General features: G+C 64.9%; 18 protein-coding genes. 7 read left to right on the forward strand and 11 right to left on the reverse strand.

Annotated elements, in window-relative coordinates; genetic code table 11:
* The first annotated feature begins 152 nt into the window (after positions 1-152).
* From AC3WN8_RS17535 to AC3WN8_RS17550, 4 genes are all read left to right on the forward strand, one after another.
* Positions 153-2,246 (forward strand): RelA/SpoT family protein, encoded by a 2,094-nt coding sequence (locus tag AC3WN8_RS17535; protein ID WP_492670843.1) that lies wholly within the window; start codon positions 153-155, stop codon positions 2,244-2,246.
* A gap of 84 nt (positions 2,247-2,330) precedes the next feature.
* Positions 2,331-3,929, forward strand: a complete 1,599-nt coding sequence (locus tag AC3WN8_RS17540) for an alkaline phosphatase D family protein (RefSeq protein WP_492670754.1) — start codon at positions 2,331-2,333, stop codon at positions 3,927-3,929.
* 93 nt (positions 3,930-4,022) lie between these two features.
* A complete protein-coding gene (locus tag AC3WN8_RS17545) occupies positions 4,023-4,595 on the forward strand; it encodes a GNAT family N-acetyltransferase (RefSeq protein ID WP_492670755.1) in 573 nt (190 codons plus the stop codon).
* Between the two features lie 109 nt (positions 4,596-4,704).
* Complete coding sequence (locus AC3WN8_RS17550) at positions 4,705-4,866, forward strand: hypothetical protein (protein WP_492670756.1); 162 nt, start codon at positions 4,705-4,707, stop codon at positions 4,864-4,866.
* Positions 4,867-5,034: 168 nt separating this feature from the next.
* Here the strand turns inward: AC3WN8_RS17550 and AC3WN8_RS17555 are convergent, their stop codons facing one another.
* From AC3WN8_RS17555 to AC3WN8_RS17605, 11 genes are all read right to left on the reverse strand, one after another.
* Positions 5,035-5,529 (reverse strand): MmcB family DNA repair protein, encoded by a 495-nt coding sequence (locus AC3WN8_RS17555; RefSeq protein ID WP_492670757.1) that lies wholly within the window; start codon positions 5,527-5,529, stop codon positions 5,035-5,037.
* A gap of 113 nt (positions 5,530-5,642) precedes the next feature.
* Positions 5,643-6,254: a cell wall hydrolase gene (locus tag AC3WN8_RS17560; protein ID WP_492670758.1), complete on the reverse strand. Its 612-nt coding sequence runs from the start codon at positions 6,252-6,254 to the stop codon at positions 5,643-5,645.
* 161 nt (positions 6,255-6,415) lie between these two features.
* On the reverse strand, positions 6,416-6,757 hold the full coding sequence (locus AC3WN8_RS17565; protein ID WP_492670759.1) for a DUF1491 family protein: 342 nt from the start codon (positions 6,755-6,757) through the stop codon (positions 6,416-6,418).
* On the reverse strand, positions 6,754-7,236 hold the full coding sequence (locus tag AC3WN8_RS17570; protein ID WP_492670760.1) for a PaaI family thioesterase: 483 nt from the start codon (positions 7,234-7,236) through the stop codon (positions 6,754-6,756). Before AC3WN8_RS17570 ends, AC3WN8_RS17565 begins: the two co-directional genes overlap by 4 nt.
* Positions 7,226-7,693: a PTS IIA-like nitrogen regulatory protein PtsN gene (gene ptsN / locus AC3WN8_RS17575; RefSeq protein ID WP_492670761.1), complete on the reverse strand. Its 468-nt coding sequence runs from the start codon at positions 7,691-7,693 to the stop codon at positions 7,226-7,228. The genes AC3WN8_RS17570 and ptsN overlap by 11 nt, the downstream gene beginning before the upstream one ends.
* 82 nt (positions 7,694-7,775) lie before the next feature.
* Positions 7,776-8,369, reverse strand: coding sequence for a ribosome hibernation-promoting factor, HPF/YfiA family (hpf, locus tag AC3WN8_RS17580; RefSeq protein WP_492670762.1), 594 nt, complete (start codon positions 8,367-8,369; stop codon positions 7,776-7,778).
* A 55-nt stretch (positions 8,370-8,424) separates the two neighbouring features.
* Positions 8,425-9,132: a DNA polymerase III subunit epsilon gene (gene dnaQ / locus AC3WN8_RS17585; RefSeq protein WP_492670763.1), complete on the reverse strand. Its 708-nt coding sequence runs from the start codon at positions 9,130-9,132 to the stop codon at positions 8,425-8,427.
* A gap of 8 nt (positions 9,133-9,140) precedes the next feature.
* On the reverse strand, positions 9,141-9,734 hold the full coding sequence (gene coaE / locus AC3WN8_RS17590; RefSeq protein ID WP_492670764.1) for a dephospho-CoA kinase: 594 nt from the start codon (positions 9,732-9,734) through the stop codon (positions 9,141-9,143).
* Positions 9,731-10,537, reverse strand: a complete 807-nt coding sequence (locus tag AC3WN8_RS17595) for a shikimate dehydrogenase family protein (protein WP_492670844.1) — start codon at positions 10,535-10,537, stop codon at positions 9,731-9,733. Before AC3WN8_RS17595 ends, coaE begins: the two co-directional genes overlap by 4 nt.
* A gap of 2 nt (positions 10,538-10,539) precedes the next feature.
* Positions 10,540-11,136: a Maf family protein gene (locus AC3WN8_RS17600; RefSeq protein WP_492670765.1), complete on the reverse strand. Its 597-nt coding sequence runs from the start codon at positions 11,134-11,136 to the stop codon at positions 10,540-10,542.
* Positions 11,133-11,960 (reverse strand): pyruvate, water dikinase regulatory protein, encoded by an 828-nt coding sequence (locus AC3WN8_RS17605; RefSeq protein ID WP_492670766.1) that lies wholly within the window; start codon positions 11,958-11,960, stop codon positions 11,133-11,135. Before AC3WN8_RS17605 ends, AC3WN8_RS17600 begins: the two co-directional genes overlap by 4 nt.
* A gap of 284 nt (positions 11,961-12,244) precedes the next feature.
* Here AC3WN8_RS17605 and hemE point away from each other — a divergent pair, with 284 nt between their 5' ends.
* From hemE to rho, 3 genes are all read left to right on the forward strand, one after another.
* Positions 12,245-13,291: a uroporphyrinogen decarboxylase gene (gene hemE, locus AC3WN8_RS17610; RefSeq protein WP_492670767.1), complete on the forward strand. Its 1,047-nt coding sequence runs from the start codon at positions 12,245-12,247 to the stop codon at positions 13,289-13,291.
* Positions 13,288-13,740, forward strand: a complete 453-nt coding sequence (locus tag AC3WN8_RS17615; protein ID WP_492670768.1) for a CopD family protein — start codon at positions 13,288-13,290, stop codon at positions 13,738-13,740. Before hemE ends, AC3WN8_RS17615 begins: the two co-directional genes overlap by 4 nt.
* A gap of 183 nt (positions 13,741-13,923) precedes the next feature.
* Complete coding sequence (rho, locus tag AC3WN8_RS17620) at positions 13,924-15,180, forward strand: transcription termination factor Rho (protein ID WP_489067036.1); 1,257 nt, start codon at positions 13,924-13,926, stop codon at positions 15,178-15,180.
* Position 15,181: the final 1 nt, after the last annotated feature.

Genomic DNA, 15,181 nt, shown 5'->3' on the forward strand with positions numbered 1-15,181 from the left:
TCTGAGCGGACACCCTCTTCCCAGGCCGTTCTACCATGCGGCACGCGATCCCCCGGTCGCGGGCCGCTTTTTTGCAACCCTAGTGGCGTAAATGTCGCTCAAGCCCGCCAAAATGCTTGCATGACCGGGGGGCAACACCCCAGATGGGCGTCGTGCTGCGCCAATATGAACTGGTCGACCGGGTCCTGAGCTATGACCCTGATGCGGACGAAGCGCTGATCAACCGCGCCTATGTCTTCTCGATGAAGGCGCATGGCAGCCAGAAGCGCGCCTCCGGCGATCCCTATTACAGCCATCCGATCGAGGTGGCGGGCATCCTGACCGACCTGCATCTCGACGACGAGACGATCGCGACCGCCATCCTCCACGACACGATCGAGGATACGCTGACCACGCACGAGGAGATCGAGCGGCTGTTCGGCACCAATGTCGCGCGGCTGGTGGACGGCGTCACCAAATTGTCCAAGATCGAGGCGCAGACCGAGAATGAGCGCGCGGCGGAGAATCTCCGCAAGTTCCTGCTCGCCATGTCCGACGATATCCGCGTGCTGCTGGTGAAGCTGGCCGACCGGCTGCACAATATGCGCACGCTCCATTTCATCAAATCCGAGGAGAAGCGCCGCCGCATCGCCAAGGAGACGATGGACATCTATGCCCCGCTCGCCGAGCGGATCGGCATGTACGAGTTCATGAAGGAGATGCAGACGCTCGCCTTTCGCGAGCTCGAGCCCGAAGCCTATGTCTCGATCAGCAAGCGGCTCGAACAGCTTCAGGGCGAGGGCGGCGATCGCATCGCGAAGATCGCGTCCGGCCTGAAGCTGCTGCTCGCGCGCGCCGGCGTCGACGTCGAGGTGTCGGGGCGGGAGAAGCATCCCTATTCGATCTGGCGGAAGATGGCCGAACGCCACATCAGTTTCGAGCAGCTGTCCGACATCATGGCGTTCCGCGTCATCACGCCCGATGCCGAGGCCTGTTACCGCGCGCTGGGCGTCATCCACCAGCGCTGGCCGATGGTCCCCGGACGCTTCAAGGACTATATCTCGACCCCCAAGCGCAACGGCTACAAATCGCTCCACACGACGGTAATGCATGCCGGCGACACGCGCATCGAGATCCAGATCCGCAGCCGGACGATGCATGCCCAGGCCGAATACGGCCTGGCCGCCCATTGGGCGTACAAGCAGAATGGCGGCGCGTCCGACGTCCAGGCCGGCTGGATCCGCGACCTGATCGAGATCCTCGAAAACACCGACAGCGCCGACGAGCTGCTCGAACATACCCGCATGGCGATGTATCAGGATCGCATCTTCGCCTTCACACCCAAGGGCGAACTCTATCAGCTGCCCAAGGGCGCGACGCCGGTCGATTTCGCCTATGCCGTCCATACCGATCTCGGCGACCAGACGGTGGGCGCCAAGGTCAATGGCCGCGTCGTCCCGCTGCGCACCCAGCTCGAAAATGGCGACCAGGTCCAGATCCTGAAATCCAAGGGCCAGGAACCGCAGCCGAGCTGGCTCAATTTCGTCGCGACCGGCAAGGCGCGCGCCGCGATCCGCCGCTTCGTCCGCCACAAGGAGCGCGACGAAAGCGTCTCGCTCGGCCGCAAGATCTATGACGAGATCGTCAAGCGCCTGCCCACCCAGCTCGGGCAGGAGGCGCTGGCCCAGGCGATAAAGAGGCTCAAGAAGCAAGACGAGCCGACATTGATGGAAGCGATCGCCAAGCAGCTCATCTCCGATACCGAGCTGATGGAAGCATTGATGCCCGGATCGACCGGCACCGGCATTGCCGGCAAGTCGCCGCCAAAGCAGCGCGAGGCGATTTCGATCCGCGGGCTGACCCCCGGCGTCGCCTATCGCCTCGCCCAATGCTGCCATCCGGTTCCCGGCGACCGGATCGTCGGCCTGCGTCGCCCCGGCGAGGAGATCGAGGTCCATACGATCGACTGCGAGCGGCTGAGCGACGGCATCGACGCCGACTGGATCGACCTGGCCTGGGGTGAAGCGTCGGAAAGCGGAACCGCGCGGCTGAGCGTCGTGCTCAAGAACGAGCCGGGCGCGCTCGCGGTGATGGCGGGCATCTTCGGCACGCACAAAGCGAACATCCTCAATCTGCGGATGGAGAATCGCGATACCAGCTTCCACCATTTCACCGTCGATCTGGAAGTGAACGACCTCCACCATCTGATGCGCATCCTCGCCGCCCTGAGAGCGGCTGAGGCCGTGAGCCGGGCGGAGCGCGTCTAGGGAGGTCCGAGCGCACGACCGGCGCGCGGAGTCACACAGTCATCATGAACCGCGTGCAGGTGGGCCAGGCACAGGAGAAATCGCATGACCATCCGGATCGATCGACGCAGCCTGGTTCTCGGCGGCAGTCTGGGGCTGGGCGCATTGCTGGTGCCCGGCGGCATGCGTGCCGCGACCGGCCTGCTCGGCGCGCGCGGGTTCACCCATAATGTCGCGAGCGGTGAACCCGGCTCCGATTCGGTGCTGGTGTGGACACGCTATGTGCCGGCGAACGGAGCCGACGCACCGCTCAATGCCGAGCTGTCCGAAACGCCGGGATTCGAACGCATCGTCGCGGGCGGCACGGCCGTCGCACGGGCGGATGGCGATTTCACCGCACGGACGATCGCGACCGGGCTCCAGCCGAACCGCTGGTATTTCTATCGTTTCGTGGCGCCCGACGGCACCCGCTCTCCCACCGGGCGGACCCGGACGCTGCCCGTCGGACCGTGCGCGCGCTTCGGCCTGGGCGTCTTTTCCTGCTCGAACCTGCCGTTCGGCTGGTTCAACGCCTATGCCCATGCCGCGGCGCGCGACGATCTCGACCTGATCGTCCATCTCGGCGACTATCTCTACGAATATCCGCGCGGCACCTATCCCAAGCTCGAACAGGCGGTGAAGGGACGGATCATCGAGCCGGCGGGCGAACTGCTCCATCTCGCCGATTATCGGCTGCGCTATGCCGGCTATCGCAGCGATCCCGATCTCCAGCGCATCCATCAGCTCTATCCGATGATCGCGCAGATCGACGATCACGAGGTGGCGAACAACACATGGACCGACGGCGCCGAGAATCACGGGCCCGACGAAGGCGATTTCGCGCTGCGCAAGGCCGACGCGCTCAAGGCCTGGCATGAATGGCTGCCCGTGTCCGATGCGCCGTGGAGCCGGTATGAGATCGGCGACCTCGCCACGCTGATCCGCCCGGAAACCCGCGTCACCGGCCGGTCGCGCGAGCTGACCATGACCGAAGCGCTGAAAGACCGCGCGTTGCTCGAGAATCCCGCGCGCACGATGATGGGCATGGCGCAGGAACGCTGGGTCGCCGACACGCTCGCCGCGTCGGTGAAGCGCGGCGCGCGCTGGCAGGTGCTGGCGCAACAGACCAATATCGGCCGGCTGTTCACGCCACCCGACGCGCTGAGCCTGCTCGCGCGCGATGCGCCCGACTATCTCGTCACCTATACCAGCAACGGCATCGCCGCGACCAAGGCCGGCATCTCCGGCAATCTCGACGATTGGGGCGGCTTTCCCGCGGCGCGCGCGCGACTGCTCGCGGCGGCGGAAACGGCGGATGCGGACCTGATCGTCCTGTCGGGCGACAGCCACAATGGCTGGGCATTCGACCTGCCCGGCGCGCACGGGCGGGCCGGGGTCGAGTTCGGCGGGCACAGCGTCTCGTCACCGGGCTATGAAGCCTATCTGACCGCGACGCCCGACACCGTTGCGCGCATGATCCGTGCATCAAGCCCGGAGCTGAAATGGGCGGACACCAGGCATCGCGGCTATATGGCGATCGCGCTGACGCCCGACCGCGTGACCGGCGAATGGGTGTTCATGGAGACGATCCTCACGCGGAACCAGGCGGTCTCCGGCAGCCATCATATGTCGGTCGACCGCGGTGCGCGTGCGTTCGCCGCTTGACGCGGCCCAGCCGTGCGCCAATCATGGCGGCATGACTGGCCAGAGATTTTTCCGCTTCGGCTGCTTCCCTCATACGTGCCAGGAGCGTCGGCCATGACAGAGACCGTCAGGACGATCGATTATGGCGACATGGCGGTGGCGATCCGCCGTTTCCATCCCGAAGATCAGGAAGCGATGCTGCGTTTCGCGCGCGCGCTGCCCGAGCATGACCTGTTGTTCGTCGGCCGCGATCTCAAGAATCGCAAGGTGGTCGAGGCCTGGCTCGCCGGGATCGAGGATGGCCATATCGACAGCCTGATCGCGACCGGTCCGCAGGGCATCCTCGCGACCTCCGCGATCATCCGCGATCCGCTGGGCTGGTCGCCACATGTCGGCGAAGTGCGGCTGCTGGTGTCGATCGAGATGCGCGGTCGCGGGCTCGGCCGCGCGATGCTCCAGGAAAGCTTCCGCCTCGCGATCGATCACGACCTCAAGAAACTGACCGCGCGGATGACGCCCGACCAGAGCGGCGCGATCGCGCTGTTCCAGAGCCTGGGTTTCCGCGCCGAGGCCCTGCTCAAGGATCATGTGATGCGCCGCGACGGCAAGGTCCACGACCTCGCCATCTTCAGCCATGACGTCGCGCGCATCGCCGCCGCGCAGAGCCGGGGCGAAGGCGCCAAATAAGAGCATAGCGACGCGAATCTGTCGCAGATCCGCAAACAGGCCGACGCATTGCGATGACAGTCTCCGGTGGGCCGCAGCGGTGCGGTCGATTCGCAATCGGAGACCAATCATGTCCGACATCGAGAACCAGCAGGACGACGACGTTCTGGAGCCCATCGAAGCCCAAGACGAGGATCAATCGGAAATCGCGGACAGCGACGACCAGCAGGATGACGCCGAAGACGAAGACGGCGATGAAGCGGACGAGGATTCGGACGACGCCGAGGATTGAGCAACCTCAAGAGCCTGATCGGTTGGGTTGGAAGCACTTCGTGCTTCCGCCGATGTCGTGAATCAGGCTCTTTTCATATGGTTGAGACCTTGATCCACACTTCAGGCTGTTTCAGCCTGAAGTGATCAAGGTCTGGCCGGGCGGTTTCAGGCGAGATCGCCCGGCGGTTCACGCCCCTTCGGGAATCGCGATCTCGGGATCGAGCACGCCGAGCAGCCGCCCGGCGGCGCGGCGCGCGAAGCGCAATGTCTCCGCCTTGCGGCGCGCGCCGGCGAGAGGCGTCGAGCGCGCCTCGCGGACGATGGCGCCGGCATAGCGATCCGCCACGATCACGCCGGTGCGATCGGGCAGGAAGAATTCGCCATCGAGCGGCGACGCGTCGAATCCCGGCGGCACCGCCCAGAAGAAGCGATCGCAATAGTCGAGATAGTCGGGCCATTTCATGTCGCCGAGCAGATCGCCGCGCGCGACCTTGATCTCGACGATGGTCAGCCGGCCCGCCGCGTCGAGCGCCATGATGTCCGCGCGCCGGCCATTGCCGAGCGGCACTTCCACCAAAGCGACCATGTCATGCGCGAGGAACAGCCGCGCGACGCCGCGCGCGACATCGACCGCGGTGATCGGCGGATGGCTCGACTCACAGTTCAGGCGGACGACACTCATGCCGCCACCTTAGAACAAGACAGGAACAAATGGAAAGGGGGCACGCGGCCCCCGATCGTTTCAGGGTCGATCCGGTTCAATCCGAACCAGATCAACTCCAGCTGGAAATCGCTTTAGCGATAGAAGACGTGGTTCCCGACCGTGGCGACACGGCGAAGCTTCCAGCGCGGCGAGACATGGGTGGCGTGGAAGAACAGCGCATCCGAGGCGGCGCTTTCCCAGCGGTCCTTTTCGGCGATGCGTGCGATCGCGACCGCTTCGCGCCAGTCGCGGCTGCCGCGGTTGATCGCGGGCATGCGTCCGCCGCGCACGAACGAGAATTGGCCGGGCTGGTGGACAACGCCGCACACGGTGCTGGCGAAACGGCCCGAATCGGCGCGATTGAGGATCACGTCGGCGACGGCGAGCTGGCCGTCGAGCGATTCGCTGCGCGCTTCGAAATAGATGGCGCCGGCCAGGCATTCCTGTTCGGCGGTGAGATCGTCATCCGACTGCTCGGCGGCCACCAGCGCGCTCAGCGTGCGGGGCTCGGCCTGCTGCTCGGGAACCTCGGTCTCGGTTCCGGCGTTGGCGTCGATGATCAGGGGATCGTTCTGGACGATCTCCGCAACAGGCGCGGGGATCGACGTCGCGCCGGTCGCGAACGAAGGCACTGCCTGAGCAGCGGCCGACACGGCACAAAATGTAATGACCGCGTAGCTGGCGGCACGAAGAACAGGACTCATCAGACAATCGATAGTGCGGTTGACGCATCTGTCGGGGTGTCTACTCCAAACACCGCACCCCCGATTTGTCCCCCGACTGCGCTACCGTTCTTGCCGATTCACTCCGCAGGACGGTCTGGCGCATTGAAGTCGTGCGGCTCTGTTATTCCGGCCGGGGAGAGTCAAGCAGCGCCGATCGTTTCAGCGGCGAACCGTTCAGCGTCTGCGATATCCAGTTCAACGACCCATATATCGGGGTCTCGTGCACGACGACGCTCAAGATATTGTGAGATTTCGACGGAATCGGCCAGATCGGCCGGTCCGCACGGCGCCCAGACATAGCGGCCGCGAACATGGAGGACCCGCTCCAGCAGTGCGGAAACCCGGCCCTTTTCGGCGCAGGCGAGGATGATCGCGCCGCCCCCGGCGTCGCCCTTGGCGAGTATCGCGGCATGGCCGCCCTCCGCCTGGACGCGGCGGACCAATGCGCTGACCAGCATGGCGCTGGTAAGGCGCGGCGTCACGTCCGCTGCGCGTCGCGATAGCCGGGCAGGCCCGCAAGCGGAATCCGCGACCGCATGAAGGTGCCGGTGCCGCGCGCCGCTTCCTCACCATCAGCATCGATCAGCCGCGCATCGGCGACATAGACGCGCCGCTTGCCGCTGATCCATCGCCCTTCCGCGATCACCGGACCATTGTGGATCGGACGGGTGAAGAGCAGGTTGAACGCGGTGGTGAGCAGGAAATGGTCGGTGACCAGGCTGTTGGCGGCATAGAAGGCGGCATCGTCCAGCATCTTGAAATAGCTGGTGCCATGCGCCGCGCCGGCCGCATGATGGACACGCTCGTCCACCTCGAAACGGATCCGCGCGACTCCCGCCTCGGGAATCTCGAGTTCCGATTTGAAGAGCAGGTTGATCGGGGCGCTGCGGTACAGCGATTCGAGCGCCCTGAAATGGGCGTCCTCGCCCCGCGTCGCGTCTTCCCCGGCCTCAGGCCGCATCGCGTGCTTCGGCGCTGGCGAGCAGCGCGTAGAGCGCGTCGTCCGAGCCGGCGCCACGCAGCTTGGCGAGAAAGGGCCGATCGCGCAGCGCACGGCTGACGCGTGCGAGCGCCTTGAGATGCTCGGCCCCCGCATCGGGCGGGGACAGCAGCATGAAGACGATATCGACGGGCATATCGTCGATCGCCTGGAAATCGATCGGCTGATCGAGGCGCGCGAACACGCCGACGACGCGTTCGAGCCCCTCGATCTTGCCATGCGGGATCGCAACGCCGCCGCCAAAGCCGGTCGAGCCCAGCCGCTCGCGTTCCGACAGACGTTCGACGACGATGCGCGCTTCGACACCGCCATTTTTTTCCGCCAGGGCCGCGAGCTGCTGGAACAATTGCTTCTTGGCCGAGACCGAAAGGCCGGCAACGACTGCGCCGGGGGTTAGAATATCGCTGAAATCGCTCATATCAAATCCGATTCGGCGGAAAATGCTCCCGCCTTTGGCCCCCGGTAAAATCCTTGTGTATCACGGCTTTAGGGCGCCACACTCAGGCGGCGCGCTGCGGTTCGACCCAGCCGATGGTCCCATCGCCGCGGCGATAGACCATATTATATGCGCCAGTGCCACTGTTTTTGAACAACAGCGCATTGGTGTTGCGCAGATCGAGCATCATCACCGCGTCCGAAACGCTGGCATCGGGCACGTCGACCCGGGTCTCGGCGATGATCGGCGGGTTGTCGGTCGGTTCCTGAGCCTCTTCGCCCGCGTCGAACACGGTATAGCCGGCGTCATGGCCGTTGAGCCCGTTGAGCGCAGCGCTGGCCGCTGCCTGCTGGACGCCGTGGCGATCCTTCAGCCGGCGCATATAGCGGCGGAGCTGGGTTTCGATCCGCTCGGCGGCGGCGTCGAAGGCGGGATGCGCTTCCTGAGCGGTGCCGCTGCCTTTCAGGATCACGCCCTGCATGACATGGGCGACGATGTCGCAGCGGAATCCGTAATCATGCGGTCCCTTGCCGAAGGTGACGGTGGCGGACAGCGCTCGCGAGAAATATTTGTCCGCGATCCCCTCGAGACGGTCCTCGACATGCGCGCGAAGCGCATCGCCGGTGTCGACCTGATGACCGGAAACACGGATATCCATGGCATTCTCCATTTGCTGTTCGCGTCGGCGCATCTGGTGCGCCGCCCTGCGATGATCAACCTGCCTGGCCGACCTGTCCCCAGAGAGGATCGGTGAGCCGGGCCACGAATTCGGCGTGCCGCGCCAGTTCCTCCGCGCTGGCGCTATGGGGTCGGGGGGGACGAACCGGACGGTTCGCCTGGATGATAACGCGCGACTCGGCGATTCGGCTCGCCGGCGTCTTTTCCTCCGCCGCGAGCATCAGGCCGATCTGCCGCCCGCCGCTCAGCTCGACATAGAGCTGGGCGAGCAATTGGGCGTCGAGCAGTGCGCCGTGCAGAACCCGATGGCTGCGATCGATACCGTAGCGCGAGCAGAGCGCGTCGAGGCTGTGCTTGGCGCCGGGATGGCGCGCGCGCGCGATCGCCAGCGTGTCGATCATCCGATCGGTCATGACGATCGGCCGCGCGCACAGGCCAAGCTCATGATTCAGGAAGGAAAAGTCGAACTGCGCATTGTGCGCGATCATCGGGCTGTCGGCGATGAATTCGAGCAGTTCGTCCGCCTTGTGCGCAAAGAGCGGCTTGTCCGACAAAAAGGTTTCGGAGAGCCCATGGACCGCCTGCGCCTCGCTCGGCATCGAGCGCTCGGGGTTGAAATAGGCGTGGAAGACCTGGCCGGTCTCGACCTTGTTGAACAGTTCGACACAGCCGATCTCGACCAGCCGGTCGCCATTTTGAGGGCTGAGGCCGGTTGTCTCGGTATCGAAGACGATTTCGCGCATTCCCGGGATTATCGGCGCAGTTTGGCGCGCATGCAAGTGACCAGATGCACCACTTCGGCACGCGTTTCCTGTCGGGTCGTACCGGTTTCGATCACAATGTCGGCGCGGCGGCGTTTGACGGCGTCGGGAGTCTGCAAGTTGAGGATCCGGCGAAATTTTTCCGGTGTCATTCCCGGCCGTTTCAGCACGCGGCGGCGCTGCATCCAGGCAGGCGCCGACACCACGATGACCAGATCGACCAGATCGGCGCCGCCTTTTTCGAACAGCAATGGAATGTCGAGCACGACGATCGGCCGCGAGCGATGGCGGCGCAGAAAGATGCGGCGTTCGGCCGCCACGGCCGGATGGACGATCCGTTCGAGCGCGGCGAGTGCCGGGGCATTGCCGAACACCGCCTTGCCGATCGCGGCGCGATCGATCCCGGCCGGGCCCGTGGTGCCGGGAAACAGCACCTCGATCGCGGCAAGCAGGCGTCCGCCCGGCCCCTGGAGCCGGTGCACCGCGGCATCGGCATCGAACACCGGCACGCCCAGCGATCGGAACATCCCGGCGACCGCCGACTTGCCCATGCCGATCGACCCGGTGAGCCCGACGATGATCACGCGATCAGCCGCTCGCGCAGCTCCGCATCATGTTCGCGTGGCGCCGCGGCGCCGAAGAACAGTTCGAAAGCAAGTGCTGCCTGACCGACCAGCATCTCCAGCCCGTCGATGGTTTCCAGCCCACGCGCTTCGGCGGCGGCCAGCAGCCCGGTCTGCAACGGCGCGTAGACGATGTCGTAGACGACACAGTCCTCGGGCTGGGTCGACAAATCGGGTGCGAGCGGCGGCAGCCCGGCCATGCCCAGCGTGCTGGCATTGACGATAAGCGCCGATGGCGGCAGCGCGGCATCGAGCGGTAGCGCCTGTCCCTTCAGCCCGAACGCGGCGAGCAAAGCCGCGCCCTTCAGCACGTTGCGGTTGAGGATGGTGACCGGACCGGCACCGATCCGCGACAATGCGAACAGGATCGCACGCGCGGCACCGCCCGCGCCGATCACCGTGACCGGCGCGCCCGCAAGCGGAACGTCGGACAGCGGCGTGAAGAAGCCGCCGGCATCGGTGTTGGTGCCGCTGAGCGCACCGTCGGGCGCTCGCAATATGGTGTTCATCGCCCCGATGCCGTCGCGGACGCCGCCGGGATCGGCAACGAAATCCATCACCGCGAGCTTGTGCGGCACCGTGACGTTGCAGCCGCGCCACAACGGATCGGCACGGCGGCTCTCGAAATAGCCGGGCAGCGCATCGGCCGTTACATGCGCGGCATGATAGGCGCCGTCGATCCCGAGCTTCTCAAGCCAGAAGCCGTGGATCACCGGCGATTTGGAATGGGCGATCGGATCGCCGATCACCTCCGCATAAGGCACGCTCAAGATTCGATGACTCCCCGGATCCGCAGATAGTCGAGCAGCGGCAGCAGCGGCAGCCCCAATATGGTGAAATGGCTTCCCTCGACGCGCGCGAACAGCTGCACGCCGGGGCCCTCGATCCGATAGCCGCCGACACAGCCGGCGATCTGATCATATTCGAGATCGAGATAGGATTGGATGAACGCTTCGGACAAGGAGCGAACCGTCATCTTCGCCCGGTCGACATGGCGCCAGACCGGCTGGCCGGCCTCGACGATCACCGCCGCGCTGTGGAGGATGTGGGTGCGTCCGGACAGCAGGCGAAGCTGGTCGGCGGCGGCGGCACGATCCGCCGGCTTGTCGAGCATCGTGCCGTCGTCGAGCGCCAGCGTCTGATCGCCGCCCAGCACCATCGCGCCCGGCACGCGCTTCGAGATGCGCAGCGCCTTCAGTTCCGCCAAGGCATCGGCCAGGTCGCGCGGCGACAGCCCGTCGGCCCTCAGCGCCGCTTTTGCCGCCTCTTCATCGACCCCCGACGCCATGGCGTCATGATCGATCCCGGCGGCGTGGAGCATGGCGCGCCGTGCCGCGCTCTGCGAAGCGAGAAGCAAGGTCATAAGGCCTGTTCGTGCCCGGCGGCACGCTCATTATAGAGGTTGATGATCGCGGCCGCGGTCTCCTCGATCGAGCGACGCGTCACGTCGATCACCGGCCAGCCATTGTCCGCGAAGATGCGGCGCGCATAGGCGACTTCGCGCGTCACCGCATCCTGATCGACATAAGCGGTCTCGGGTGCCTGGTTGAGCGACAATAGCCGGTTGCGCCGCACCTGGATCAGCCGATCCGCGCTGGTGGTCAGCCCGACGACCAACGGATGGCGCAGCGAATAGAGCGTCTCAGGCGGCGGCGATTCGGGAACGATCGGAATATTGGAGGTCTTGTATCCGCGATTGGCGAGATAGATCGACGTCGGCGTCTTCGACGTGCGCGAGACGCCGGCGAGGATGATGTCCGCTTCCTCCCAATTCTCCCAGCCGACGCCGTCGTCATGCGCGATGGTGAACTGGATCGCGTCGACCCGCGCGAAATAGGCGGCATCGAGCGTATGCTGCCGCCCCGGCCGGGCCTTCGCTTCCTGGCCGAGCAGGTTGGACAGCGCATCGGTCACCGGATCGAGTGCGGCGACCATCGGCAGTCCCAATGCGCGGCAGCGTGCTTCGAGCTTGCGGCGGGTTTCGACATTGACCAGCGTGAACAGGACCAGCCCGGGATTCTGGGCGATATCGATCAGGATGCGATCGAGATGCCCCTCCGAACGGACCATCGGCCAGAAATGCTTGATCGTCTCGACGCCATCGAACTGGGCAAGCGCCGCCTTGGCGATATTCTCCAGCGTTTCGCCGGTGGAATCGGACAGGAGATGGAGGTGCAACCGGGTCATCGGCACATCCTTGTGGATAAAGTGGGGATTTTTCCAGTGAAAGCCGCGATCGTCCCTTTCATCCCCGGAGATGCGGATTCAATCCACCGGTTTTCAACAGCCAATCGACCGAACCGGCCGCCCTGTGGAAAACGGGGATGACGGTTGCGACTCCCGCGCCGAATCCCGACCCTCCCCGAGTCAAGCTGTTGGCAAAGATGCGGACAGGCGATAAGCCCCGCTCTCCGCCGCCCTACATCATTCATCATCCTATTCTCTAAGACTCTAGATAGAAGAAGAGAGCCGTGCCGAGCGACCAACCGACCGAAATCCGGCCCTTGCTCGCCGTGCTCAAGGGTGAGCGCCGACCCGTGCCTCCCGTCTGGCTCATGCGCCAGGCCGGACGCTATCTGCCCGAATATCGCGCCTTGCGCGCCGACAAGGGCGGTTTCCTCGAACTGGTGAATGACAGCGAGTCCGCGGCGGAAGTCACGCTCCAGCCGATCCGGCGCTTCGGCTTCGACGGCGCGATCCTGTTCTCCGACATATTGATGGTGCCGCATGCTCTGGGCCAGGACCTGCGCTTCGAAGCGGGAGAGGGGCCCCGGCTGTCGCCGCCGCTCGTCGATCATGCGCTGGATACGCTGAGTCTGGTGCCGACCCGGCTCGATCCCGTCTATGAGACGGTGCGCCGCGTGCGTGCGGCATTGCCCGCCGCAACGACCTTTCTCGGTTTCGCCGGTTCGCCCTGGACGGTGGCGACCTATATGGTCGCCGGGCAGGGCAGTCGAGAGCAGGGCGAGACGCGGCGCCATGCCTATCGCGACAGCCAGGCGTTCCAGGCGATCATCGACGCGATCGCCGGCATGACCGTCGATTATCTCTCACGGCAGATCGAAGCCGGGGTCGACGCGGTCCAGCTGTTCGACAGCTGGTCGGGCAGCCTGTCGCCCGAACAGTTCGAGCGCTGGGTGATCGCACCGACCGTCCGGATCGTCGACGGGTTGCGCGCGCGTCATCCCGACACGCCGATCATCGGTTTCCCGAAAGGCGCGGGCGGAAAGCTCGCCGCCTATGCGCGCGAGACGCGGGTCGACGCGATCGGTCTCGACGAGACGGTCGATCCCGAATGGGCGCATGCGGCATTGCCCGCCGACCTGCCCGTTCAGGGCAATCTCGATCCGCTGGCGCTGATCGCGGGCGACGAGACACTGGAGCGTGCGGCGCGGCGGGTCCTTGCCGCCTTCGCCGATCGTCCCCATATCTTCAATCTCGGCCACGGCATCCTGCCCGACACGCCCATCGCGCATGTCGAGCAGCTCCTGGCGATCGTGAGGGGCGCGACGCGATGAGCGAAATGGCCGGTTTCCTGGGGGCAGCGACGCTCTGGGTGAAAGCGGCGCATGTCATCTTCGTCATTTTCTGGATGGCGGGCATGTTCATGCTCCCGCGCTTCTTCATCTATCATCAGGAAGCGGCACCGGGATCGCCCGAGGATGCCCGCTGGATCGAACGTGAGACGCGGCTGAGGCGGATCATCATCAATCCCTCGATGATCGTCGTGTGGGTGCTGGGGCTGACCCTGGCGGTCAATGCCGATGCCTTTTCGCAGGGCTGGTTCCATGCGAAGCTCCTCGCGGTCATCGCGCTCAGCGGCTATCACGGATGGATGGTCGGCTATGCGAAGAAGCTGGCCAAGGGCGAACGCCCGCTTCCCGAACGGAGATTGCGGCTGCTCAACGAAGTGCCGGGGATCGCCGCGGCGGTCATCGTCATCCTCGCGGTTGTCCGCCCGTTCTAAAATCTGGCCTTTCCGAATCCGGCGGCCGTTCCGAAGCTGGTCGCTTGACTTGAGCCGGAGCGCCGCTTAACCCTTCCCGCGAATTTCGTCCTCGGCCGTCCGTGCACGAGCGACTCCCCTTCAAAGCCGTTCCGCCAACACGGACATCCCAACCATCACCCGAATACCAATCGGACTCCATTCATGCATCTCAAAGAACTCAAGAAGAAATCCCCCGCTGAACTCGTCGAAATGGCCGAGGAACTCGGTGTCGAGGGCGCGTCCACATTGCGCAAGCAGGACCTGCTCTTCGCCATCCTCAAGGTCGAAGCCGAGAACGGCACCCAGATCATGGGCATGGGCACGATCGAAGTGCTCCAGGACGGCTTCGGCTTCCTGCGCAGCCCCGAAGCCAATTACCTGGCTGGCCCCGACGACATCTACATCTCACCCAACCAGGTCCGCAAATTCGGCCTGCGCACCGGCGATACCGTGGAAGGCGAGATTCGCGGCCCCAAGGATGGCGAGCGCTATTTCGCGCTGACCCGCCTCATCTCGGTCAATTTCGACGATCCCGACGCCGTGCGTCACCGCGTCAATTTCGACAATCTCACGCCGCTCTATCCCGAGCAGAAGCTCAATCTCGATACGCTCGACCCGACGGTCAAGGACAAGTCGGCCCGCGTGATCGACATCGTCTCGCCGCAGGGCAAGGGCCAGCGCGCCCTGATCGTGGCGCCGCCGCGCGTCGGCAAGACCGTGCTGCTCCAGAACATCGCCAAGGCGATCACCGACAATCATCCTGAAGTCTTCCTGATCGTCCTGCTCATCGACGAGCGGCCCGAGGAAGTGACCGACATGCAGCGCTCGGTGAAGGGCGAGGTGATCTCCTCGACCTTCGACGAGCCCGCGCAGCGCCACGTCCAGGTCGCCGAAATGGTGATCGAAAAGGCGAAGCGCCTGGTCGAGCACAAGAAGGACGTCGTGATCCTGCTCGATTCGATCACGCGTCTCGGCCGCGCCTACAACACCGTGGTGCCCAGCTCCGGCAAGGTGCTGACCGGCGGTGTCGACGCCAATGCGCTGCAGCGCCCGAAGCGCTTCTTCGGCGCCGCGCGCAACATTGAGGAAGGCGGATCGCTCTCGATCATCGCCACCGCGCTGATCGATACCGGCAGCCGCATGGACGAAGTGATCTTCGAGGAATTCAAGGGCACCGGCAATTCCGAGATCGTGCTCGACCGCAAGGTGGCGGACAAGCGCATCTTCCCGGCGCTCGATGTCGGCAAGTCCGGCACCCGCAAGGAAGAGCTGCTGGTCGACAAGAGCAAGCTTTCCAAGATGTGGGTGCTGCGCCGGATCCTCATGCAGATGGGCACCATCGACGCGATGGAGTTCCTGCTCGACAAGATGAAGGATTCGAAGACCAACGAAGACTTCTTCGATTCGATGAACCAGTAAT

Source organism: Sphingobium sp. FW305-3-2-15-F-TSA7, assembly GCF_058787155.1.